At 68.5% G+C, this 21,830-nt stretch carries 23 protein-coding genes; 10 read left to right on the top strand and 13 right to left on the bottom strand.

Going from position 1 to position 21,830, the window contains the following annotated elements; genetic code table 11:
- Nucleotides 1-9: 9 nt before the first annotated feature.
- Complete coding sequence (locus RJ03_RS08060; protein WP_036499700.1) at nt 10-906, bottom strand: LysR family transcriptional regulator; 897 nt, start codon at nt 904-906, stop codon at nt 10-12.
- Between the two features lie 101 nt (nt 907-1,007).
- Here RJ03_RS08060 and RJ03_RS08055 point away from each other — a divergent pair, with 101 nt between their 5' ends.
- Complete coding sequence (locus RJ03_RS08055) at nt 1,008-2,282, top strand: MFS transporter (protein ID WP_051024451.1); 1,275 nt, start codon at nt 1,008-1,010, stop codon at nt 2,280-2,282.
- 39 nt (nt 2,283-2,321) lie between these two features.
- Here RJ03_RS08055 and RJ03_RS08050 read toward each other — a convergent pair whose 3' ends face one another.
- From RJ03_RS08050 to RJ03_RS08005, 10 genes are all read right to left on the bottom strand, one after another.
- Nucleotides 2,322-3,062, bottom strand: coding sequence for a 16S rRNA (uracil(1498)-N(3))-methyltransferase (locus RJ03_RS08050; protein ID WP_036499696.1), 741 nt, complete (start codon nt 3,060-3,062; stop codon nt 2,322-2,324).
- 7 nt (nt 3,063-3,069) lie between these two features.
- Nucleotides 3,070-4,218, bottom strand: coding sequence for a molecular chaperone DnaJ (gene dnaJ, locus RJ03_RS08045; RefSeq protein WP_036499695.1), 1,149 nt, complete (start codon nt 4,216-4,218; stop codon nt 3,070-3,072).
- 131 nt (nt 4,219-4,349) lie between these two features.
- Nucleotides 4,350-5,381 carry a heat-inducible transcriptional repressor HrcA gene (gene hrcA, locus RJ03_RS08040; protein WP_036499751.1) on the bottom strand — a complete coding sequence of 344 codons (1,032 nt, stop codon included), beginning with the start codon at nt 5,379-5,381 and terminating at the stop codon, nt 4,350-4,352.
- Between the two features lie 233 nt (nt 5,382-5,614).
- A complete protein-coding gene (locus RJ03_RS08035; RefSeq protein WP_036499694.1) occupies nt 5,615-5,824 on the bottom strand; it encodes a hypothetical protein in 210 nt (69 codons plus the stop codon).
- A gap of 96 nt (nt 5,825-5,920) precedes the next feature.
- Nucleotides 5,921-6,676, bottom strand: coding sequence for an ESX secretion-associated protein EspG (locus RJ03_RS08030; RefSeq protein WP_036499692.1), 756 nt, complete (start codon nt 6,674-6,676; stop codon nt 5,921-5,923).
- 105 nt (nt 6,677-6,781) lie between these two features.
- Nucleotides 6,782-7,954 (bottom strand): WXG100 family type VII secretion target, encoded by a 1,173-nt coding sequence (locus RJ03_RS37015; protein WP_051024450.1) that lies wholly within the window; start codon nt 7,952-7,954, stop codon nt 6,782-6,784.
- Entirely contained in the window at nt 7,954-8,472 is a 519-nt protein-coding gene (locus tag RJ03_RS08020; RefSeq protein WP_036499690.1) for a hypothetical protein, read from the bottom strand. The genes RJ03_RS37015 and RJ03_RS08020 overlap by 1 nt, the downstream gene beginning before the upstream one ends.
- A 53-nt stretch (nt 8,473-8,525) precedes the next feature.
- On the bottom strand, nt 8,526-9,095 hold the full coding sequence (locus tag RJ03_RS08015) for a DUF3558 domain-containing protein (RefSeq protein ID WP_083870670.1): 570 nt from the start codon (nt 9,093-9,095) through the stop codon (nt 8,526-8,528).
- Nucleotides 9,096-9,378: 283 nt separating this feature from the next.
- Nucleotides 9,379-10,581, bottom strand: a complete 1,203-nt coding sequence (gene hemW / locus RJ03_RS08010; protein WP_083870666.1) for a radical SAM family heme chaperone HemW — start codon at nt 10,579-10,581, stop codon at nt 9,379-9,381.
- 45 nt (nt 10,582-10,626) lie between these two features.
- Entirely contained in the window at nt 10,627-11,436 is an 810-nt protein-coding gene (locus RJ03_RS08005; RefSeq protein WP_083870665.1) for a helix-turn-helix domain-containing protein, read from the bottom strand.
- Between the two features lie 54 nt (nt 11,437-11,490).
- On the opposite strand from RJ03_RS08005, the gene RJ03_RS08000 reads away from it, so the two are divergent.
- From RJ03_RS08000 to RJ03_RS07975, 7 genes are all read left to right on the top strand, one after another.
- Nucleotides 11,491-12,480: a zinc-binding dehydrogenase gene (locus tag RJ03_RS08000; protein WP_036499743.1), complete on the top strand. Its 990-nt coding sequence runs from the start codon at nt 11,491-11,493 to the stop codon at nt 12,478-12,480.
- A gap of 174 nt (nt 12,481-12,654) precedes the next feature.
- Nucleotides 12,655-12,747 (top strand): Ms4527A family Cys-rich leader peptide, encoded by a 93-nt coding sequence (locus tag RJ03_RS39020; RefSeq protein ID WP_368854180.1) that lies wholly within the window; start codon nt 12,655-12,657, stop codon nt 12,745-12,747.
- 132 nt (nt 12,748-12,879) lie between these two features.
- Entirely contained in the window at nt 12,880-14,658 is a 1,779-nt protein-coding gene (locus RJ03_RS07995; protein ID WP_036499687.1) for a nitrite/sulfite reductase, read from the top strand.
- 13 nt (nt 14,659-14,671) lie between these two features.
- On the top strand, nt 14,672-15,388 hold the full coding sequence (locus RJ03_RS07990) for a phosphoadenylyl-sulfate reductase (RefSeq protein WP_036499685.1): 717 nt from the start codon (nt 14,672-14,674) through the stop codon (nt 15,386-15,388).
- Complete coding sequence (cysD, locus tag RJ03_RS07985) at nt 15,367-16,299, top strand: sulfate adenylyltransferase subunit CysD (RefSeq protein ID WP_086007204.1); 933 nt, start codon at nt 15,367-15,369, stop codon at nt 16,297-16,299. The genes RJ03_RS07990 and cysD overlap by 22 nt, the downstream gene beginning before the upstream one ends.
- Nucleotides 16,299-17,588 carry a sulfate adenylyltransferase subunit 1 gene (locus RJ03_RS07980; protein ID WP_036499681.1) on the top strand — a complete coding sequence of 430 codons (1,290 nt, stop codon included), beginning with the start codon at nt 16,299-16,301 and terminating at the stop codon, nt 17,586-17,588. Before cysD ends, RJ03_RS07980 begins: the two co-directional genes overlap by 1 nt.
- 67 nt (nt 17,589-17,655) lie before the next feature.
- Nucleotides 17,656-18,426 carry a sirohydrochlorin chelatase gene (locus RJ03_RS07975; protein ID WP_051024457.1) on the top strand — a complete coding sequence of 257 codons (771 nt, stop codon included), beginning with the start codon at nt 17,656-17,658 and terminating at the stop codon, nt 18,424-18,426.
- Nucleotides 18,427-18,472: 46 nt separating this feature from the next.
- Here RJ03_RS07975 and RJ03_RS07970 read toward each other — a convergent pair whose 3' ends face one another.
- The gene (locus RJ03_RS07970; protein WP_036499679.1) at nt 18,473-19,261 is read right to left on the bottom strand and encodes an HAD family hydrolase; all 789 of its coding nucleotides are present in this window, start codon (nt 19,259-19,261) and stop codon (nt 18,473-18,475) included.
- Nucleotides 19,262-19,436: 175 nt separating this feature from the next.
- Between RJ03_RS07970 and RJ03_RS07965 the strand changes: the two genes are divergently transcribed.
- Nucleotides 19,437-20,225: a glucose 1-dehydrogenase gene (locus RJ03_RS07965; protein ID WP_245552212.1), complete on the top strand. Its 789-nt coding sequence runs from the start codon at nt 19,437-19,439 to the stop codon at nt 20,223-20,225.
- Between the two features lie 9 nt (nt 20,226-20,234).
- Here the strand turns inward: RJ03_RS07965 and RJ03_RS07960 are convergent, their stop codons facing one another.
- The gene (locus RJ03_RS07960; RefSeq protein WP_036499677.1) at nt 20,235-21,167 is read right to left on the bottom strand and encodes a helix-turn-helix transcriptional regulator; all 933 of its coding nucleotides are present in this window, start codon (nt 21,165-21,167) and stop codon (nt 20,235-20,237) included.
- Between the two features lie 89 nt (nt 21,168-21,256).
- Here RJ03_RS07960 and RJ03_RS07955 point away from each other — a divergent pair, with 89 nt between their 5' ends.
- Complete coding sequence (locus RJ03_RS07955) at nt 21,257-21,655, top strand: VOC family protein (protein ID WP_036499676.1); 399 nt, start codon at nt 21,257-21,259, stop codon at nt 21,653-21,655.
- Nucleotides 21,656-21,830 lie beyond the last annotated feature (175 nt).

Below are 21,830 nucleotides of genomic sequence, written 5' to 3'. Positions count from 1 at the left end.
ACCGTCCGTTCACCGGCCGCTGCGGCGCGCCCATTCGACGGCGAAGTCACGAAAGGTGCGCACCGCCTCGCCGGGCACGGTGTCGGCCGACCAGATCAGCCCGACCGCGCGGGCGGCGCCCGGATCCGACAGCGGAACCAGCACCGGCCCGGGCTGCGGTCCCCGCACCGCCGGCTCCTCCAACGGCAGCAACGCCACGCCGAGTCCCGCCGCCACCAGGCCCGAAACGGTCACCAGATCACTGGACTCCAGTGCGATCCGCGGGCGGAAATCCGCTGCGGCACACAGCTCGTCGAGAATTCTGCGCATCCCGTATCCGGTCGGCATGGCGATGAATTCGGCCTCGGCGGCCTCCGCCAGCCGGATCTGCCGCCGTCCCGCCAGCCGGTGGTCGACCGGCACGCCCAGGGCGAGGCGCTGCCGGAACAGCGTGCGCCAGCCCAGTCCCGGCAGCGCGGGTTCGGGCGAGGTCAGGCCCAGATCCGCCGTGCCGTCGAGGACCTCGGCGGCCACCACGTTCGCGGGCCCCTGATCGAGCCGGAACGTGATCCGCCCCGACACCCGCCGGAAGCCGGCGATCAACTCCGGCACCACCCGGCCGCCGAAGGAATGGACGAACGCCAGCCGCACCGACCCCCGCGCCGGATTCGCCAGATCCGCGAGCGCCCGGCCCGCGGCGTCCAGTTCGGCCTGGGCGCGGCGGGCGTGTTCGTAGAAGATGCGCCCGGATTCGTTGAGCGTCAGCCGCTTACCGTGCCGGTCGAACAATTGCGTGCCGAGCCGCTGTTCGAGCCGGGCGAGCATGCGCGACAGCGTGGGCTGGGCCAGATGCAGCCGGTCGGCGGCCGCGCCCACGCGCTCGAGTTCGGCGAGGGTCAGAAACCAGTGCAAATCGTCACTCGCCATCGGAAGGCTCCCCGCGCTCAGCTCACCTAATGCGGCATTTGCATCAACTTACCGATCATTATGCATTTCCTTTTCCAGCCCCGCCGAGCCACGGTGGAGGAATGACCAGCGCGACCGTGACCACCGCTCCCACCCGGACGACCGAGGACGCGCGCCACGAACGCCGGATCACCCTCGCACTCTTCGCGGCCGGGCTCACCACCTTCGGGTCGATGTACAGCGCGCAGGCGCTGCTGCCGAGCCTGTCGACGGCCTTCGGCGCGACGCCCGCGCACGCCGCACTGGCGGTCTCGCTGACCACGGGTCTGCTGGCGGTGGCGATCGTGCCGGTGAGCGTGCTGTCGGGGCGGTTCGGCCGCACCCGCGTGATGATCGCGTCCGCGATGGCGACCAGCGTCATCGGGCTGCTGCTGCCGTTCAGCCCGAATCTGGACGTGCTGCTGGCGGGCCGGGCTGTTCAGGGCATCGCCGTGGCCGGCGTCCCCGCGGTGGCGATGGCCTATCTCGCCGAGGAGATCGGTTCGGCCGGATTGGGCGCGGCGATGGGCATCTACGTCTCGGGCACCACCATCGGCGGTCTGGCCGGTCGGCTGATCCCCGCCTTCACCCTGGAAGTGGCGTCCTGGCGTTGGGGCGCAACGATTTTCGCGGTGGGCGCCGCGCTGTGCACGGTGTGGTTCGTGCGGATGCTGCCGCCCTCGCGCTACTTCGTCGCACGGCCCCTCGGCGTCGGAGCGCTGCTGGGCGATCTCGCCGCACATCTGCGCAACCGCGCGCTGCTACCGCTGTTCGGGTTGGCCTTCCTGCTGATGGGCGGATTCGTCTCGGTGTACAACTTCCTCGGCTACCGGCTCATCCAGTCGCCGTTCGGTCTGTCGGCGGCCACCGCGGGTGCGGTCTTCCTGATGTATCTGTCGGGCACGGTCTCGTCCACCGCGGCGGGCCGATTCGCCGATCGAATCGGCCGTTTCCCGGTAGTGGCGATTTCCATCGTGACGATGGGACTCGGTCTGCTGCTGACCATTCCGGACCAACTCGCGATCCTGCTGCCGGGGCTGTTGCTGTTCACCGCGGGCTTCTTCGGCGCGCACGCGGTGGCCAGCGCCTGGGTGGGCGCCACCGCGACCGGCAATCGCGCGGCCGCCTCCTCGCTGTACCTGTTCGCCTACTACGTGGGCAGTTCGATCGTCGGAGCGCTGGCGGGCCTGGCCTACAGCTGGCACGGGTGGGCCGGATTGGTGCTGTACGTGGGCGTGCTGATCGTCGTCGCGGCCGGCTTGGTCGCGAGCCTCGGATTCCGTCCGCGCACGGACATCGCAGCTCGGCGATCGGCCGGGACGTTCGCCGGCATGCGGCGCGATAGCCCGGTGGAATGACCGCGCCGCCGATGGCACCTGCCATCCCGCCGACGCGATCTACCAGCGCGGAGTCAGGGCCCCCAGCGCACCGAGCGCGACCGCCGCGGCGGTGGACGTGCGCAGCACGGTCGGTCCCAACAGCGCGACGGTGGCACCGGCCGCGGTGAGCGCATCCAGCTCCGACTCGTCGAGGCCGCCTTCGGGGCCCACGATCAACACGATCGGCGCGGTCTGCGGGAACGGCAGCTCGGCGAATCGTGCCGCCGCGGATTCGTGCAGCGCGATCGCGATGCCGTTGTCCGCGATGGTTTTCCGGACCAGCTCGGCCACATCCAGGGTGCGGTGCAGATCGGCGACCTCGGGAATGTAGGCCCGCCGCGACTGCCGGGCCGCCGACCGGGCCGCCGCACGCCATTTGTCGACGCCCTTGCGCGCCTTGGCTTCCCAGTTCGCGACACACCGGGCGGCCTGCCACGGCACGATCACGTCGGCGCCCGCCTCGGTCATCGATTCGACCGCGAGTTCGGAGCGATCCGATTTGGGCAGTGCCTGCACCACTGTCACCGGGGGCGACACGGGCGGGGCGACCACCCGGTCGAGCACCTTCAGGTCCAGTCGATCCCGCCCGGTGGCCACGACCTCGGATTCGGCGAGCAGTCCCGCACCGTCGGAGAGCGTGATCGGCTCGCCGACCCGGATGCGGCGCACGGTCGCGGCGTGCCGTCCCTCGGGGCCGTCGAGCACCGCGACCGCGCCGACCGGCGGAATGTCGTCGAGGTAGAAAACCGTTGCGGCCACGGCGTTGTCAGCGACCGCTGAACGAGGCGCGCAGCCGCGCGAACAATCCGCTGTTGTGTTCGGACTGGGCCGAGAGCACCTCGGTGTGTTCGCCGTTGCGCATCGCCTGATACTTGCGCAGCAGATCGAACTGCTTGTTGTCCAGTTTGGTCGGGATCACGATGTCCAGGTGCGCGACCAGATCGCCGCGCGAGCTCGAGCGCAGCTTCGGCATGCCGTGGGCGCGCAGCACCGACACCTCACCCGGCTGGGTGCCCGGCGGAATGGTCAGTTCGGTGGGCCCGTCCAGGATGGTGTCGATGACCACCGTGGTGCCGAGTGCGGCATCGACCATCGGAACCCGGATCGTGCAGTGCAGATCGTCGCCGTCGCGGACGAAGGTGTCGTGCGGCTGCTCCACGATCTCGACGTAGAGGTCGCCGGCCGGTCCGCCGCCGGGGCCGATCTCACCCTGCGCGGCCAGCCGCACCCGCATGCCGTTGGCCACACCGGCCGGAATCGGCGCGGCGATCTCGCGGCGCGCACGCACCCGGCCGTCGCCACCGCATTTGCGGCAGGGATCGGGGATGGTCTCGCCGGTGCCGCGGCAGGTCGGACACGGCCGGGACGTCATGACCTGCCCCAGGAAGGACCGCTGCACGGTCTGCACCTCACCCGCGCCGCCACAGGTCTCACAGCGCACCGGCTTGGAATTGCCGTTGGTGCCCGAACCCTGACACAGATCACAGAGCACCGCGGTGTCGACGGTGAGGTGCTTGGTGACACCGACCGCGCATTCGGCCAGCGACAGCCGGGTCCGCAGCAGCGAATCCGCGCCCGGTTGCACCCGCCCGCGCGGTTTGCGCGAACTGGTCGCGTTCATACCGCCGAAGAAGGCCTCGAACACATCGCCCAGACCGCCGAAGCCGGCGCCGGAGAAGCCACCGCCCGCGCCCGCCGATTCCATCGGGTCGCCGCCCATATCGACGATGCGGCGCTTCTCGGAGTCGGTGAGAACCTCGTAGGCGGTGGATACCTCGCGGAACCGCTCCTGCGCGTCCGGATCCGGGTTGACGTCGGGGTGCAGTTCCCGGGCCAGCTTGCGGTAGGCGCGTTTGATCTCCTGGTCGGACGCATTGCGCCCGACGCCGAGGATTCCGTAGTAGTCCCGTGCCACTTGAGTCTCTAGTCCTGTTCCGAATGGGTGTCGTCCAGCATCCCTGCTCGCAGCCGATGCTGCCATGTTCACTGTGGCCGACCGGCGAACTCGGTTGCCGGCCGACGCGGATCCCGGTTACCGGGGCGGGCTCATCGTTCCGCGAGCACCTCACCGATATAACGGGCGACCGCGGCGACCGAGGCGATCGTGCCGGGGTAGTCCATCCGGGTCGGGCCGACCACTCCCATACCTCCCAGCACGGTACCCGGCATACCGTACCCGGTGGATACCACCGAGGTGCCGCGCATCTGCTCGACCCGGGTCTCCTCGCCGATCTGCACCGTCACCGTGCCGGGCTGCTGCGCGGCGGCCAGCAGCTTCAACACCACCACCTGCTCCTCGAGCGCCTCGAGTACGGCACGCAGCGAGCCCGGGAAGCCGAAGTCGCCGGCGTTGCGGGTCAGGTTGGCCGTGCCGCCCAGCACCAACCGCTCCTCCGGATGTTCCACCAGCGTTTCGACCAGCACGGTCGACACCCGGACCAGCACATCACGCAGCCTGGCGGGTGCGTTCTCCGGCAACGCCGCGACGGCGCTCGAGGCGGCGGACAGACGCTTACCGTCCATCGCCTTGCCGAGCATGCCGCGCAGTGCGGCGAGATCCTCGTCGTCGATCACCGCCCCCAGGTCGACCAGCCGCTGGTCGACCCGCCCGGTGTCGGTGATCACGACCAGCAGCAGCCGGGCCGGATTGAGGGCCACCACCTCCAGGTGGCGCACCGTCGACGCCGAGACCGTCGGGTACTGCACCATCGCGACCTGCCGGGTCAGCTGCGCCAGCAACCGCACCCCGCGGCGCAGGACGTCGTCGAGGTCCACGCCGCTTTCGAGGAACTCCATGATCGCGCGGCGCTCGGCATTCGACAGCGGCTTGACTTCGGCGATGTTGTCCACGAACTGGCGATAGCCCTTGTCGGTCGGAATGCGACCGGAGCTCGTGTGCGGCTGAGTGATGTAGCCCTCAGCCTCGAGGACCGCCATATCGTTGCGCACGGTTGCGCTGGAGACACCCAGATTGTGCTTGTCCACCAGCGTTTTCGACCCGATCGGCTCCTTGGTCGCGATGTAGTCCGCGACGATCGCGCGCAGGACCTCCAGCCGCCGCTTCTCGGTGCTCGACATCGGCCCCACCTCCTCGCTCGCCTTCGGGGTCCACACGGCCGCAGACGGGCAGCGTCGACCGCGCGGATTCCCGGTTGATCCGACACCAGTTTAGTTCCTGTGCGGACAAGTTCCCGCGTGTGAGGTCGCACAGTGGTACCGGACCGGCACCGGGCACCCGGTCGCGCGGCGGAGCGGGGTGGAATCACGGCAGGCGCGGGCGACGAGGTCCGATCGTCGCCCGACGCGCGAACTCAGTCCGATTCGGCGACGAGTTTGCCTGCCGCCGCATCCAATCCGAGCATCGTCAGCAGCGCCTGGCAGTCGTCGACTCCGGTCGAATGACTGGCCACCGCCCGCGCGGCGAGCGCCCCGCGCCGCGCGGCCTCGGCTTTCTCCGCGGCACGCGTTTCGGCGAACTCGCTCTGCTCGTGGACAAGTGTGATGTGGCGTGCCTGTGACATGGATCTCCTCAAGTTGCCTCGAACCCTACGCTGTCCGGGCCCGTGCCCGGGCGGCAGCGCCGAATTCCGGGCGAAATCGGCCGATCCACCGGATCGCTACCAGGTGGCGGGTTGCTCCTCGCGCAGGCGGCGCACGGCTCGGTCGATCCAGGTCTCGAAGTGCGCGGCCAGATCTCGGCTCGCCGCCGGGCGAATGGCGATGTGCTCGCGGGACTGCTCCCGCAGATAACGCCCGTCACCGGTGACGTCGAACCATCCGAGGATGTTCCAGGGGTCGGGGCGGCTGTGCAGATAACCGGCCAACAGGCCCGCCATACCGGTGCCGTCGAGGGGCCGGGCGGTGAGGCGGTGGAAACGGTCGCGCGCGGAGTTGCGGGTATAGCCGTCGTCCGGGCCGCGCAGGTCGTCGATGTGGAAGGTGCCCGGCTTCCCGTTTCCCGGAGGGCATCCGGGCACGATGGCGGCCAGGCGGCCGGCGAGCTGGTCGGTGGGGAACAGCCGGCAGCGGATGGGACCGTCGGCGTCGCCGTCGGCGGTCTGGGTCAGCATCACCGCGTGGTAGGGGGTGCGCGCGCCGATCACGCGGTACTCGCGCGGCCTGCCCTTGCCGAGAACCGCAGATTCGCCGTGGATTTCGATGCGGAGTTCGGAGGTGGTGAGCGTGTGCAGCGCCAGATTCAGCTGCTCGAACTCGTCGGTGCCGTATCGGGCGCGCACGGCGGCCCGGTGTGCGGTGACCTCGTCGTTGGTGGCCAGCTTGCTGGTATAGCGCAGCGGCACCGGTATCCGATCGTTGGCATCGCTGTACCACAGGACCGCGAAATCGTCCGGGTCCCAACTCCATTCGGCCATCGTGGGGAAACGCTCCGATCATGCGAGACAGCACCGCCGGACTCGATGATCACGAGAACGGCGGCGAAACAGACGGATTCGGGTGACAGGGGCGAACCGGTGCGATCAGCCGGAACCGGCCGGCGGCTCGGCATAGTCGCCGCCGATCACGCCGCCCGGAATGGTTCGCGGTGCGGGACCGAGCAACTCCTCGGTGTTCTCCATGTTCCGCAGCCACTCGGGCAGGTCGTGAGTCTTCTCCTCGCCCTCGGACTTCCCTTTGGCACCACCCAAGCCGCCCATACCGGGCATACCCGAGGTCCCCGTCTTGCCTCCGAGCGCGCCGCCGGTGGCGGCCGCGTTCGCCGCGGTGCCGGCCGGGCCCCCCGGGACGCTGCGCCCCGGACCGCCGGGTGTCGACCCACCGGGCAGGCCGCCGAGACCACCGCCGGGATAACCGCCACCGGACAGCCCGCCTGCTCCGCCCGACAAGCCGCTGGGCATCGTCGAGGCCCCCAATCCGGACGGGTCCACGGCACTGGGCGTGGTCGGAGAATTCGCCGGCGAACCGAGACCGGAGGGCGTCGTCGACGACGGAGCGGTGAACGACGGATTCGTCGACGGCGTGTTGTCGGTCGGACTTCCCGGCTGCCCGGGACCGGGAGTCCCCGGTCCCGGCCCGGGGCCAGGGCCGGGTCCGGGACCCGTCGGAGGCGGCGCGACAGACGTCCCCGGCGGTTTGTACAGCGGATCGGCCGGATTGTCGGGTACCGGCAGAACCGGGATCTGCCCGTCCGCGGCGACGAACTGCTTCACATAGTGATCCCGCATGGCCTCCCGGGCGGCGTTCTCGCAATCGCCCCGGACCGACGGCGAACTGGGACCGTGCATACCCAGCATCTGCCAACTCGTCGGATTCCACCCCGACGCGTGCGCCGGCGGTTTGTCCACGATGGTTCTCGTCTTGTCCACACCGTCGACCGTCGACGAAACCCGCTGCGCGAGTTGATTCAACGGAGTCACCAGATCCAGCGCCCGTTGCGCATATCTATTGATCGCGTCGCGCGTCGACGTCGCCGCCGGGCCCTCCCACGCCGCCGAACTGGAGTTGTGAATACGGGCCGCGAACAACTCCGCCGCCGAATTCCACCGCCGGGCGATCTCCTCGTATTCACCGCACCCATGGTTCGCCTCGGTGGTGTTCAGGCCGACGAAGGAGTCGTAGATCTTCTGATGGGTCCAGCTGTCGGGGTTCTCACCGCCGTTGGTGATCCTGGGGTTTTCGTTGCCCGTGGCCACTACGGCGCTCCCACCGCAGGGCTCTGGGGAACGATGCCGGGCTGAATTTGCACCTTCCCGATGGGGCTCGCGGGGGTGTTCGCCATCAGCGCGTTGTATTCGGCGGCGAATTCCTGGTCGGTTTCCACGTACTTCTGGGCGATTGCGCGATGGATACGTTGTATATCATCGACGATCTGATAATGCTGCTGCAAGATGTCGTAGACGTTGTTCGACGTGTCTCGTGTCGGGTCGACTATTTTGGCTTTACCACGAAACCATCCCACCAGGACTTTCGCCGAGTCGAGACCTTCAGTCAACTCACCGAGGCCCCAATGCTGACGATCCGCAATGTTCTGCGCGATTTGCTGTAACGCGCTGATCTCGTCTTTGAACGCCTGGCAATCGCGCTCTATATAAACGAACTCGTCGGCGTTGACACGGATTTTGTCGCTGAATTTGACCGTAAGATTGCCGTCACGTGCATCGTCGATCGAATTCGCCAAGGACCCCGACTGGGCCGAAGCATCGTCAGCCACTGTTTTACTTCCTCCCCGTTTCTACGTCCGCATCCCCGTAGCAGGCGACACGTCTATAGGTTCGCGGGGATCACCGGACCGATACCCGCGGCCAAGCGGGTAGCGATGGCACACGAATCCTCGCCTCCGGTTGCGCTACGGTTCGGTGGGTTGTTCACACTCACCTCGAGACTGCCGCCTCTCACCTCGACACTGAGGATGCAGTGAGTCTGCAAATTGTTTTGATTGGTGGGGCCATATGCCAACGCCGGGCGGCCTGCCACCGACAACTCCTGTCCGACCGTGAAATCTTTATTAGCGCGGACCATATCCAAGGTGATGTTCGTGGAGTCGATCGACGCACTGTAACCATCCGATACGACCCAGATACAGCCACGCCATTTGGTGCCGCCGCCACCGTCATGGGTGTCGGTCCCCTTGTTCTTCAGCTTCTCAGCTTGGATCAAAGACTGTGGGAGCTGGCATGCGTCGAAACCCGCCGGCACGTCCGCTGCGACAGTCGCGGATGCGGGAGCACTCGTTGCACTCCCCTTCGATCCCCCGCCCGAATTGCACCCGGCTACCACCGCAACGACGCCCACACCGAGCGCAATCCCCCGCGCCGCCTTCCCCCAGCTGGCCATCTCGCCCCTCACGTCTGCCGGTGCCGCATCGCTCGGGGTCGGACCGGCTCACCCGCCCCCGTCAAGCTCGTTAGACGGTACCGGCCGAATCAGTGGTGCGCAAAGGTAACGACTTGCCGGAACTGCGAAGCATGGCGGATCGGGCACGTCGGCGATCACGGGCGATTTGCTGTCACGACGCGGATCGGGACCACATCGCTCGGCGGTCGATAAGCTCTGTGCCGCAGGATTATTCGGAAACGCTGCGTACCGTCCGTCACATCGCCCCGAGAGATGGCGACTGTCAGCTCAGCAGATCGCGGACGACTCCATCGGCGAGCAGGCGCCCTCGATCGGTCAAGACGAGCCGACCATCGGCCACCCGGGCCAGTCCCTCGGCGACCACACCCTCGAGTGCCGCACGCCCATCGGCGTCCAATTCCCCGACCGGAAGACCGGAACGCAAGCGCACGCGCAGCATCACCCGTTCGGTGTACTGCTCCGCGTCCGTCAGCGCCTCCCATCCGGCGGCGGGTAGTCCGGCGCCGGAGGCGATGCGCTCGGCGTAGCGGCCCGGATGCTTGACGTTCCACCAGCGCACCCCGCCGAGGTGGCTGTGCGCGCCGGGGCCGGCGCCGAGCCAGTCGCCGCCGTCCCAGTAGCCGAGGTTGTGCCGGCAGCGGGCGGAAGGTGTTGTGGCCCAGTTGGATACCTCGTACCAGTCGAAGCCGGCGGCGGCGAGGCGGGCGTCTATGCGTTCGTAGCGGGCGGCGAGGGTGTCTTCGTCGGGTGCGGGGAGTTCGCCGCGGCGGACCTTGCGGGCCATGGCGGTGCCGTCCTCGACGATCAGGGAGTACGCGGAGACGTGGTCGACCCCGGCGGCGAGGACCGCGTCGAGGCTGGCGTCGAGGTCGGCGTCGGATTCACCGGGTGTGCCGTAGATCAGGTCGAGGTTGACGTGGTCGAAACCGGCGGCTCGCGCCTCGCGAGCGGCGGCCACGGCGCGGCCGGGCGTGTGAGTACGGTCCAGGATGCGCAGGACGTGGCTCGCGGCCGATTGCATGCCGAGCGAGACGCGGGTGTACCCGGCGGTTCGGATGCGCTCGAAGAACTGCGGTGAGGTGGACTCCGGATTGGATTCCGTGGTCACCTCCGCGTCGGCGGCGAGGGAGAATTCGGCGCGAATGGCGGCGAGGACGTCGGCCAGGCCGTCACCGCCCAGCAGCGACGGGGTACCGCCGCCGACGAACACCGTCGAGACCGGCGGTTGCGCGCTCGGCAGTTCCGCGAAAGCCGCTGCCGCCGTGGACAATTCTCCGCGCAACGCCTCGAGCCACGACTCCGGCGAGGCGCTGGAACCCAGCTCGCCCGCCGTATACGTGTTGAAATCGCAGTAACCACAGCGCGTCGCGCAGAACGGAACGTGCACGTAGATCCCGAACGGCCCGCCGCCGAAATCGCGCAGCGTCGGCGCGGCGGTGGTCTGTTCGGGAGCGGATGCGGTCACCCCACCAGTGTGCCCGGTGCGCCGCAGTGACCGGCGGCACACCGGTCAGTCGACCGCTTCCGGCGCCGGTCGCCCACCTTGGGTCCGATGCGAGCGGGCATATCTGCCGGGAGTGGTGCCGACGATCTCGGTGAACGCCGCGATGAAACCGCTGGGGTTCGCCCACCCGCAGGCGTGCGCGGCATATGTGGCGTCGTGTCCTTCGGCGAGCAGCACGAGGGCGTGCGAGATGCGCAGCTGGGTGCGCCATTCGTAGAAGGTCATGCCGAGCTCGTCGTGGAACAGCCGGCTCAGCGTGCGCGCACCTGCACCGACCGCCCGCCCGAGTTCGGCCAGCGGGGTGGTGTCGGCGGGATTGTCGTACAGGATCCGCGCGACGGCCTGCAATCGGTCGTCGCGAGGTTGCGGCAGTTGCAGCGGCTGCTCGTGGGCTTCCCGGAGTTCGTCGACGAGAACGCGATGCAGTCGGGCACGCGCGCCGCGGTCGTGGTCGCGGGGCCCGGTGAGACTGAGGAAGATCTCGCGGGCCAGATCGGTGGCCCCGAAGACGGCGGGGTGATCCGGTAGCAGCCGGGCCGGCGCCGCGGGGAGAAAGACGATCCGCATGTCGGTACGTCCGTGCGCGCGGTGCTGATGCGTGAATCCGGCTGGGGTCCAGCCGATTCGGCTGGCCGGCACGATCGACGTCCCGCGCTCGGTGTGCACCGACAGCACACCGCGGGCGGCGTACACCAGATGTCCGCGCGCATGGGCGTGGACCGAACTCGACGCTCCGGAAGCCCACTGGTGAACGCCACCGGAGGGCCACAGCCGCGACGTCGGACCCGTCTCGGCGGCGTGGCGGCGAACGGGCATAACGTGGCATTCTATCGGTGGTCGGCCGCCTCGGTGGTCCACGACAGTGAACGCATGAGCGAGACGACGATGCGTGCGGCGGTCTGTGTGCGGGCGGGCGGGCCGGAGGTGCTCGAGATCGGAGAGCGCCCGATTCCCCAGGTCCGGCCGGGATGGAGTCTGGTGCGGGTGCGCGGGGCGGGGGTGAATCGGTCGGAACTGCGAACCCGGCAGGGCCGTTCCCCGGCGGTGAGGTTCCCGCGCGTACTCGGTATCGAATGCGTGGGCGACGTGGCGGTCTCGACCGATCCCGGCCTGCCGGAGGGGACGACGGTCGCGGCGGTGATGGGCGGGATGGGACGCGAATTCGACGGCGGATACGCGGAATTCGCGTTGCTACCGAACACGCTGCTGATGCCGATCCGCACCACATTGCCGTGGCACATACTGGCCGCGCTGCCCGAAATGTATCTGACCGCGCACGGCGCGCTGGCGGCCTCGGGCGTCCTGTCCGCGGGGCGGCACGCGCGGCTGCTGATTCGCGGCGGAACCTCGTCGGTGGGCATGGCCGCGATCTGCCTCGCGGCCGCCGAGGGTATCGACACCGTGGCCACGACCCGCCGGCCCGCGAAGGTGTCGGCGCTGATCGCGGCCGGCGCCGATCATGTCCTGGCCGACGACGGCGGATCCGTGGCCGGGGCCGTGCGGGCGATCTGGCCCGAGGGTCCCGACTACGTCCTGGATCTGGTCGGGGCGCGTACGGCGGTGGATTCGCTTCGTCTGGTTCGCCGCGGCGGCACGGTCTGTGTGGCGGGCTCGCTAAGTGGATGGCTGATCCCGGACTTCGAGCCGATCGCGATGATCCCGTCCGGAACCGGGCTCACCGCCTTCCACAGCGACGACTGCGTGGGCAGCACGGCCGTATTGCAGCGCATCGTCGACAGCGTCGAAGCGGGTGTTCTGCCTCCGAACATCGACCAAGTCTTCGCGCTGGACGACATCGCCGCGGCCCACCGCCGGATGGAGAACGACGAGGCGACCGGAAAGCTCGTCGTGCTGCCCTGACCGACCCGCTCGGCACCCCTCCGAACGGACCCGCCGGTACGGCAATCGGCGAATCCGCTTGTTCTATGACGCATCTCACAAATTAGGACGGCCGTCCAGGGAATTTCCCGCTTTTTTGCGGAGAATATGACCCACCCGTCGGAAAGACCCATCTGACATGGCACAATAACTGTCATGACCGGACTTGGAGTACGACTCGTGGCGCGCCGCCATGTCGACTTCAAGCGTGTCTGCAGTGCCAGTTGTCTGCCGGATCGCCTCCGGTAGCTCGGCCTCCCCTCTCCCGGTTCCCGGCATCCGTCGCGATGCCCATCGGTCCGATTCGCTGAACACCGAAGGCGCGAGCCAGCCCCTCCCGCCTGCCGCAAGGCCTGATCCATCTTCTTCAGGAGCGACCCTATGACGTCGAGTACCGACGCCGGTCCCACCCCCGAGTCCGTTCGCGCCGATCGTGAACGCCTCGCCCGCGAGCGTCGTGCCCGGCCCCGTCCGGAGGCCTCCGGGCCGCGCGAACGCACCGGCAAGCCGGTCCGCCGCAAGTCCGAGGGCCAGTGGGCCCTCGGTTACCGGGAGCCGTTGAACGCGAACGAGCAGAGCAAGAAGGACGACAATCCGCTCAACGTCCGCGCGCGCATCGAGAACATCTACGCCAAGGGCGGATTCGACTCGATCGACAAGAGCGATCTGCGCGGCCGCTTCCGCTGGTGGGGCCTCTACACCCAGCGCGAGCAGGGCTACGACGGCACCTGGACCGGTGACGAGAACATCGATCTGCTCGAAGCCAAGTACTTCATGATGCGCATCCGCTGCGACGGTGGCGCGCTGAACGTCGAGCAGGTACGCACCCTCGGTCAGATCTCCACGGAGTTCGGCCGCGACACCGCCGACCTGTCCGATCGCGAGAATCTCCAGTACCACTGGATCGAGATCGAGAACGTCCCGGAGATCTGGCGGCGCATCGAGGCGGTCGGCCTGCAGACCACCGAGGCCTGCGGCGACTGCCCGCGCGTGGTGCTCGGCTCCCCGCTGGCCGGTGAGTCGCTGAACGAGATCATCGACGGCAGTTGGGCGGTCGAGGAGATCACCCGCCGCTACATCGGTAAGAAGGAGTACTCGAACCTTCCCCGCAAGTTCAAGACCGCGATCTCCGGCCAGCAGGATGTGGTCCACGAGATCAACGACGTGGCCTTCATCGGCGTCGAACACCCCGAGCACGGGCCCGGTTTCGATCTGTGGGTCGGCGGCGGCCTGTCCACCAACCCGATGCTCGCTCAGCGCGTCGGCGCCTGGGTGCCGCTCGAGGAGGTGCCCGATGTGTGGGAGGCGGTCGTCTCGCTGTTCCGCGACTACGGCTACCGCCGCCTGCGGACCAAGGCGCGGTTGAAGTTCCTGATCAAGGACTGGGGCGTCGAGAAATTCCGAGAAGTTCTCGAGACCAAGTACCTGCAGCGCAAGCTCATCGACGGCCCGGCGCCGGAGAAGCCCACCCGTCCCATCGACCACGTGGGTGTGCAGAAGCTGCGCAACGGGCTCAACGCGATCGGCTTCTCCCCCATCGCGGGCCGCGTGTCGGGCACGATCCTGACCAAGGTCGCCGACGCGGTCGAGCGGATCGGCGCCGATCGGATCCGGTTCACCCCGTACCAGAAGCTCGTGGTGCTCGATGTTCCCGACGACAAGGTCGAGGAACTGATCGGTGAGCTGGAGCCGCTCGGACTTCAGGCCCGCCCGTCCGCTTGGCGGCGAAACCTGCTGGCCTGCAGCGGTATCGAGTTCTGCAAGTTGTCGTTCGTGGAGACCCGCAAGCGTTCGCAGGTGCTCGCGCCCGAACTCGATCAGCGCCTGGCCGACATCAACGCGCAACTCGATGTGCCGGTCACGATCAACATCAACGGCTGCCCCAACTCCTGCGGCCGCTCGCAGATCGCGGATATCGGCTTCAAGGGCCAGCTGGTCGACGACGGCAACGGGAATCAGGTCGAGGGCTACCAGGTTCATCTGGGCGGCACTCTCGGGCTCGATGCCGCCTTCGGCCGCAAGCTACGCCAGCACAAGGTGACCAGCGAGGAGCTCGGCGACTACATCGAGCGTGTTGTCCGCAATTTCGTCAAGAACCGCAACGACGGCGAGCGGTTCGCGCAATGGGCTGTCCGCGCCGACGAGGCCGACCTTCGGTAACGGGAGATTCAGTATGGCAACCACTTTGGACAAGCTGAGCGAAGCCGAGCTGCGCGGGATCGCCGAGGACGGCGCGGCGCGGCTGGGCCCGGACGCCTCGGCGACCGAACTGCTGCAGTGGACCGAGGACATCTTCGGTTCCGGCTACATCGTCGCCTCGAATATGCAGGACGCCGTGTTGGTGCACTTGGCCGCGCAGGTACGGCCCGGCGTCGACATCCTGTTCCTCGACACCGGCTACCACTTCGCCGAGACCATCGGCACCCGGGACGCGGTCGAGACCGTGTACGGCGTGAACATCGTGAACGTGCAGCCCGAAAATACTGTCGCCGAACAGGATCAGCTGCTCGGCAAGGATCTGTTCGCCCGCGACGCCGGTGAATGCTGCCGGCTGCGCAAGGTGGTGCCGCTGAAGAGATCGCTGGCTCCCTACAACGCGTGGGTGACCGGCATCCGGCGCGTGGAGGCCCCGACCCGGGCCAACGCGCCCCTGATCTCCTTCGACGAGGGCTTCGGCCTGGTGAAGATCAACCCGATCGCCGCCTGGTCCGATGACGAGATGGCCGCGTATATCGACCAGCACGGCATTCTCGTCAACCCTCTCGTCGAGGAGGGATATCCGTCCATCGGTTGCGCTCCGTGCACACGGAAGCCGGAACCGGGATCCGATCCGCGAAGCGGCCGTTGGGCCGGCCTCGCCAAGACCGAATGCGGGTTGCACGCCTCATGACTTCAACGGTGACCGATACACAATTCGATACCCTTGCCGCCCTCGAGAGCGAAGCCATCCACATTTTCCGTGAGGTGGCGGGCGAATTCGAGCGGCCGGTGATCCTGTTCTCCGGCGGTAAGGACTCCACGGTCCTGCTGCACCTGGCGCTGAAAGCCTTCTGGCCCGCGCCGCTGCCGTTCTCGCTGCTGCACGTGGACACCGGCCACAACCTCGACGAGGTGCTGGCCTTCCGCGATCACGTGGTCGAGAAGTACGGGCTGCGGCTGCACGTCGCCAGCGTCGAGGAGTACCTCGCCGACGGCCGGCTCACCGAACGGCCCGACGGTATTCGCAACCCGCTGCAGACCGTGCCGCTGCTGGACGCCATCACCGAGAATCGCTTCGACGCGGTCTTCGGCGGCGGCCGGCGCGACGAGGAGCGTTCGCGGGCCAAGGAGCGGATCTTCTCGCTGCGCGACGCGTTCGGCCGCTGGGACCCGAAGCGGCAGCGCCCGGAACTGTGGAACTTGTACAACGGCCGGCACGCGCCCGGTGAGCACGTGCGGGTGTTCCCGCTGAGCAACTGGACCGAACTCGACATCTGGCGCTACATCGCGCGTGAGAACGTCGAACTCGCGACCATCTACTACGCGCACGAGCGGCCGGTGTACCAGCGTGACGGCATGTGGATGACCCCGGGTTCCTGGGGTGGTCCGCGCGAGGGTGAGGAGCTGGTCGTCAAGTCGGTGCGCTACCGCACCGTCGGTGACGGATCCACCACCGGCGCAATACTTTCCGATGCCGCGACCAACGACGACATCCTCGCCGAGGTCGCCGCGTCGCGACTCACCGAACGTGGCGCGACCCGCGGCGACGACCGCGTCTCCGAGGCCGCCATGGAAGACCGCAAGCGAGAGGGTTATTTCTGATGTCCGACCTACTGAGACTGGCCACCGCCGGCAGTGTCGACGACGGCAAGTCCACACTGGTCGGACGTCTGCTCTACGACACGAAATCGGTGCTGGCCGACCAGATCGACGCCGTCACCCGGGCCTCGGTCGACAAGGGTCTGGCCACTCCCGATCTCTCGCTGCTGGTCGACGGGCTGCGCGCCGAACGCGAACAGGGCATCACGATCGATGTGGCCTACCGGTACTTCGCGACGCCGAAGCGGTCCTTCGTGCTCGCCGACACCCCGGGCCACGTGCAGTACACCCGCAACACCGTCTCGGGCGCGTCGACGGCACAGCTGGTGATCCTGCTGGTCGACGCCCGTAAGGGCGTCATCGAGCAGACCCGGCGCCACGCCGCCGTGATGGCGCTGCTGGGTGTGCCGAAGCTGGTGCTGGCGGTGAACAAGATCGATCTGGTCGACGATGCGGAAGCGGTCTTCGCCCAGATCGTGACCGAGTTCACCGAGCTGACGAGCAAACTCGGCTGGGCCGCCGAGGACGTCGTCGAGATTCCGGTGTCGGCGCTGCACGGTGACAACATCGCGTCGCGGTCGGAGAAAACTCCGTTCTACGACGGCCCCTCCCTGATCGAGCATCTGGAGTCGGTGCCGGTCGATGCCGACAGCACCGGCCGCCATCAGGTGGGTCTGCGCTTCCCCGTCCAGTACGTGATCCGCCCGCGGACGGCGGAGTATCCGGACTATCGCGGATATGCGGGACAGGTCGCCGCGGGCATGGTGTCCAAGGGCGACGAGGTCGTGGTGCTGCCCTCCGGTATCCGGACCACGGTCGACCGCATCGATACCGCCGACGGCGAACTGCCCTCGGCCCAGCCCGGCCGCAGTGTGACCCTGCTGCTCACCGACGACGTCGACATCTCCCGAGGCGACACCATCGTCGCGGCCGCCGACGCACCCGAACCGATCGATTCGTTCGACGCCACCGTCTGCTGGCTCGGCGACAAGCCGCTGCGGCCCGGCGCCCGCCTGCTGCTCAAGCACGGCACCCGGACCACGCAGGCCATCGTCGGCGCGCTGATCGAGCGGTTCGACGAGCAGAACCTGGCCGCCGATCCGAATCCGGAATCGCTGGCGCTCAACGATATCGGCCGCATCTCGGTGCGCGTCGCGGAGCCGATCGCGGCCGACGACTATCGGGTCAACCGCTACACCGGCAGCTTCCTGCTCATCGACCCGGCGGGCGGTAACACCCTGGCCGCCGGCTTGGTGGGCGACGTGCTGACCTCGGTCGAGGTCGGTAACTGAGATGAGTTCGGCCGGTGGAGCATTCGGGAACGGCGAGCGGTCGCTGCGGCCGTTGGCCGCGCCCGCGATGCCCTCCGGCACCGGACTTGCCGCAGTCGGGAACGGGCGCGCCCCGGCATTCATCGCGGTCGCACACGGGAGCCGTGATCCGCGGTCCGCGGCGACGATGTCGGCCGTAGTCGCCGAGATCGCCCAACAGCGTCCGGATGTCGACGTACGACTGGCATTCCTGGATCTGAACACCCCCTCGGTGGAACAGGTCATCGATGCCGTTGCGGCACAGGGACATACCGAAGCCATCGTCGTTCCGTTGCTGCTGGGCAGCGCGTTTCACGCCCGGGTGGACCTGCCCGGCATGCTGGCGGCCGCCCGCCACCGGCATCCGTTGCTGCGGATCACGCAGGCCGATGTGCTCGGAACCGACGCACGGCTCGTGGCGGCGTTGCGGGATCGAGCGTTCGACGCCGGCGCCGATCGCGACGACGCCGGCCTGGGTCTCGCGGTCGCAGCCGTCGGCTCCTCGTCCGCGGCCGCCAACCGGATCACCGCCGAGGTCGCGGCGGCGCTCACGCACGGCACCGGCTGGCGGTCCGCGATCTGCTTCGCGACCACGCAGCCGTCGCTGACCCGAGCGGCGTCGGAACTGCGCAGCCGGGGAGCCCGCCGGGTGATGGTCGTCCCGTGGTTCCTCGCCCCCGGCTTGCTCATCGATCGGCTGGCCGACGCCGAACCCGGCCTCGTGCACGCACCCCCGATCGGGCCGCACCGGCTTCTCACGGAGGTCGCGCTCGACCGTTATCACGCCGCCGGGCGGCTGTCACTCGAACTCTCGGCCTGATTCGGGCTCGGCCTCGCGTCGGTCGCGCGGCTTCGCGCGCCGGGGCTCATCCCCCGAACCAGCGCTCCAGCACCAGGGCCGCCCCGTCCTCGCCGATATCGGCGGTCGTCTCGTCGGCGAGCTCGTGGACCGGGGCCACGGCATTCCCCATGGCGACGGAATGCCCTGCCCAGGTGAGCATTTCGATATCGTTGTACCCGTCGCCGATGGCCAGGGTCTGCTCCAGCGGGATGTCGAGGGCCAGGCGTAGTTGTTCCAGCGCCCAGCCTTTGGACACCCCCTGCTTGGACGCGACCAGCCACGGTTCGTCCTCGCCGTGCACCCAGCCGGCGCCGGGAAGATCGAGTTCGCCGACGGCGTCGATCATTTCGTCGAGGCTGCCGCCCGGCCACCAGCCGTTCAGCCGCGTGGTGGGTTCCAGGCTCAACTCCGCATCGTCGACGAAGCGGAATTCGCCGAGCCGGAAACTGCCGGGATAGTAGCCGGTGGCCCAGGTGCCCACACCCACCTTCTCCACCGACAGCACCATGTCGGGCAGCACTGCACGCAGTGTCGCGACCGCCGGTTCCGGGTCGAAGGTGTGCACAGCCAGCGGCTCCCAGTTCGAAATGTCGACGTGCACAGCGCCGTTCGAGCACAGCGCCTGCCCCTCCTCGAGTCCCAGCTCCTCCATCACGAGACGGGTGGCCAGCAGGGTGCGGCCGGTGGTGATCACCACGTGGGCGCCCGCATCGACCGCGGCGCGCACCGCCGCACGCACCCGCGGACTCATGGGTGCGCCCGCCTGCAGGATGGTCCCGTCCACATCCAGGGCAATCAGTCGAGGACTGTTCACCGAGTCATTGTCACCGATCGTGCATCCGCACTGACAGCCCCGCCTCCGTTACCCGGCGGTATGCCGGCCCGAGCGTTGCATGACGCATCAACTATAGGTCCGAATCCCGCCAGCTTTGCCGGCTCCGCACGACTTGACTGACAGCTGCCGCGAGATCACGTGGCAGACAACGGATGTGGAAACAGCAGATATGGAGACGACGATGGACAACCGGTTCGAATCGAAGGTCGTGCTGATCACCGGTGCGAGCAGCGGGGTCGGTGCGGCCGTGGCCCGGCGCGTGGCGGCCGAGGGAGCCGCGGTGGTGCTGGGCTCTCGCGGTAAGGAGGCCGGGGACCGGATCGCCGCGGACATTCGGGCCGAGGGCGGCCGGGCCGTCTTCGTGCCGACCGACGTCACCGTCGCCGAGGACGTGGAGCGGCTCACCCGCACCGCGATCGACGAATTCGGACGGCTGGACGCGGCATTCAACAACGCCGGGGCGGTCAACGCCTTCGGCCCGGTGCAGGACATCGACGAAAACGGCTGGCGGGCGGATCTGGAACTGAATCTCACCGGCGTGTACTTCGGTCTGCGATCCCAGGTCCCGGCGCTGCTGGCGTCCGGCGGCGGGGCGATTCTCAACAACGCCTCCAACCTCGGCGTGGTCGGCATGGCCTCGGTCGCTCCGTACGTCGCGGCCAAACACGGCGTGGTCGGCCTGACCCGCGCGGTAGCGCTGGAGACAGCCGCCGCGGGCGTGCGGGTCAACGCCCTGGTCTCGGGCGCGGTGGATACTCCCGCCTTCCGCTCGTCGATGGGCGCGACACCCGAAGGCGAGGCAGCGGTCGCGGCGTTGCATCCCCTCCGCCGGATCGCGCGCGCGGAGGAGATCGCATCCCTGTGCGCCTACCTCCTCTCCGACGAGGCGAGCTTCGTCACCGGCGCGGCGGTCGCCGTCGACGGTGGTTTCACCGCTCGCTGAGCCCTCGGATCAGCGATAGATCGTGGTGAGTTCGGCCGCCAGCGCGGCCAGCTCGCGCCGAATCGATTCGGGGGCAACGACTTCGAGGCGTCTCCCGAATCCGGCGAGCTGTTCGGCGATCGCGCGCGGCAGGTGCGCACTGATCCGCAGCCGTACCCGGCCGTCGTCGACCGGACCGTCCTCGACGCAGTGCCGGCCCAGCCGATCACGCAGGACCGGCACGATCCCGGCATCGGCGTGCACGATCGCCGACACGTCGCCGCGGCGGCGTTCCATCTGTTCGACGATTTCCGACCACGCCTGCGCCAGGTCGAAATCCGCCGGGACGACGGTGACGCCGTCTTCGACGGTCACCTCGCTCATCCGATCGACCCGATAGGTCCGGCGCCCTCGATCGGTTCCGGCTATCAGGTACCACACCGCATCCTTGCCGACGACGCCCCACGGCTCGACGAGACGGTCGCGACCGGCCGGACCGTAGCGGAAGCGGACAGGTCGCCGCCGGGTGACGGCTTGCTGCAACAGCGCGACCTCCGCCGGCTCGGCGTGCGGCTGCCGGCCCCAGCCGGCCGGATCGATCAGCGTCGCCGCCGAGGCGGCCAACGCCTCCTCCCGAAACGTCTCCGGCAAGGCCCGCAACAGTTTTCGCAGCGCCGAGCGGGTGGCCGGCGATCCCGAGGCGGCCGGACCGAGCAGCAGGAACAGCGCCCGCGCCTCGTCGGCTTTCATTCCGCTGAGATCGGTCCGGGCGCCGCCGACCATCGCCCAGCCCCCGCCGCGACCGGGCTGCGGATAGACCGGAACACCGGCCGACGACAGCGCCTCGAGGTCGCGGCGCGCGGTCGCCACGGAAACCTCGAGCTCCCTGGCGACCTCGGCGGCGGTCACCCGGCCCCTCGCCTGCATCAGGAGCAGCGTGGCAATCAGACGGTCGGCGCGCATGCGGCAATTCTGCCCAACAAAGTGCTCATTCGGTGAGCACTTTGCGCGCGAAGATCGTATGAGACACCGCAACGACCGAGGAGAAAACCATGCTGCGAGGAATGACGACCGTGTCCTACTACGCCGACGACCTGGACGCCGCCAAGCACTGGTACAGCGAATTACTGGATACCGCACCGTATTTCGAAGTTCCGGGCTATATCGAATTCCGCATCGGCGACTACCGGCAGGAACTCGGCATCATCGACCGCCGCTACTGCCCGGACCCCGCCCACCGGACCGGCGGCGCGCTGCTGTACTGGCATGTCGACAATCTGGACGCGTCTCTGCGGCGGCTCCGGGAACTCGGCGCCGCCGAACATCAGCCCGTCACCGAACGCGGTCCGGGCTTCGTCACCGCCTCGGTGATCGACCCGTTCGGCAATCTGCTCGGCATCATGTCCAACCAGCACTACCTCGACGTCCTGGATCAGCACACAGCCTCGTAGTCGCAGGCCCGGCATCGGTGGCCGAACCCGCTCGGTGAGCGGTGTCAGTGACCGAAACCGCCATGGAAACCACCGCCGAGCCCACCGCCCAGTCCACCACCGTGGAAGCCACCACCGGGGGTGGCGCCCAGACCGGGGTGGCTCGGCGCGACGATGCCGGGGCGGACGGGGGCCG

This window comes from Nocardia aobensis NBRC 100429 (assembly GCF_000308375.1).
GTDB classification, from domain to species: Bacteria; Actinomycetota; Actinomycetes; order Mycobacteriales; family Mycobacteriaceae; genus Nocardia; species Nocardia aobensis.
The sequence above is the reverse complement of the archived record's forward strand: the minus strand, read 5'-3'. Positions and strand labels throughout refer to the sequence as shown.

Coding starts and splice junctions, on each gene's coding strand:
- RJ03_RS08060 (WP_036499700.1), bottom strand. CDS start 906: ATGGCGAGTGACGATTTGCACTGGTTTCTGACCCTCGCCGAACTCGAG.
- RJ03_RS08055 (WP_051024451.1), top strand. CDS start 1,008: ATGACCAGCGCGACCGTGACCACCGCTCCCACCCGGACGACCGAGGAC.
- hrcA (WP_036499751.1), bottom strand. CDS start 5,381: ATGTCGAGCACCGAGAAGCGGCGGCTGGAGGTCCTGCGCGCGATCGTC.
- RJ03_RS08035 (WP_036499694.1), bottom strand. CDS start 5,824: ATGTCACAGGCACGCCACATCACACTTGTCCACGAGCAGAGCGAGTTC.
- RJ03_RS08030 (WP_036499692.1), bottom strand. CDS start 6,676: ATGGCCGAATGGAGTTGGGACCCGGACGATTTCGCGGTCCTGTGGTAC.
- RJ03_RS08015 (WP_083870670.1), bottom strand. CDS start 9,095: ATGGCCAGCTGGGGGAAGGCGGCGCGGGGGATTGCGCTCGGTGTGGGC.
- RJ03_RS08005 (WP_083870665.1), bottom strand. CDS start 11,436: ATGCCCGTTCGCCGCCACGCCGCCGAGACGGGTCCGACGTCGCGGCTG.
- RJ03_RS08000 (WP_036499743.1), top strand. CDS start 11,491: ATGAGCGAGACGACGATGCGTGCGGCGGTCTGTGTGCGGGCGGGCGGG.
- RJ03_RS39020 (WP_368854180.1), top strand. CDS start 12,655: ATGACCGGACTTGGAGTACGACTCGTGGCGCGCCGCCATGTCGACTTC.
- RJ03_RS07995 (WP_036499687.1), top strand. CDS start 12,880: ATGACGTCGAGTACCGACGCCGGTCCCACCCCCGAGTCCGTTCGCGCC.
- RJ03_RS07990 (WP_036499685.1), top strand. CDS start 14,672: ATGGCAACCACTTTGGACAAGCTGAGCGAAGCCGAGCTGCGCGGGATC.
- cysD (WP_086007204.1), top strand. CDS start 15,367: ATGCGGGTTGCACGCCTCATGACTTCAACGGTGACCGATACACAATTC.
- RJ03_RS07980 (WP_036499681.1), top strand. CDS start 16,299: ATGTCCGACCTACTGAGACTGGCCACCGCCGGCAGTGTCGACGACGGC.
- RJ03_RS07975 (WP_051024457.1), top strand. CDS start 17,656: ATGCCCTCCGGCACCGGACTTGCCGCAGTCGGGAACGGGCGCGCCCCG.
- RJ03_RS07960 (WP_036499677.1), bottom strand. CDS start 21,167: ATGCGCGCCGACCGTCTGATTGCCACGCTGCTCCTGATGCAGGCGAGG.
- RJ03_RS07955 (WP_036499676.1), top strand. CDS start 21,257: ATGCTGCGAGGAATGACGACCGTGTCCTACTACGCCGACGACCTGGAC.